A 439-nucleotide genomic window follows, 5' to 3' on the forward strand; every position below is an offset into this window, starting at 1 on the left:
GATCACGTCGGATCCGTCCAGCGCCGCCACGCACCCGCGCAGCGACAGCTCCTCGAAGACACGGCCGTCCTCATCGATGGACTCGACCACTTCTGCGATCGCTCCCACCGGTGCGGAGCAACCTGCCTCCAGGTCGGCAAGCAGGGCTCGCTCGGCGGTGACCGCCGCACGCGTGTCGGCGTCATCCAACTCCGCCAGCACTGCCACCAACCGGCTGTCGCCGGCGCGGCATTCGACCGCGAGCGCGCCCTGAGCCGGCGCGGGCAACATCTGCACCGGCTCTAACGTCTCGGTCACGTCATCGAGGCGGCCCAGCCGCGCCAGACCAGCCCGGGCCACCACGATGGCGTCAAGATCGCCGCTACTTACCTTGTTCAACCTGGTATCTAGGTTGCCTCGTAGGGGGCGGATTTCCAAACCGAGACCCAATGCTCTAAGC

Annotated in this window: 1 pseudogene; it reads right to left on the reverse strand. The window is 67.2% G+C overall.

Annotated elements, in window-relative coordinates:
* Nucleotides 1-429: pseudogene (locus tag D7V97_RS43745) on the reverse strand (hydroxymethylbilane synthase); the annotation flags it as partial.
* Nucleotides 430-439: the final 10 nt, after the last annotated feature.

Source organism: Corallococcus sp. CA053C, from assembly GCF_003611675.1.
Taxonomy (GTDB): domain Bacteria; phylum Myxococcota; class Myxococcia; order Myxococcales; family Myxococcaceae; genus Corallococcus.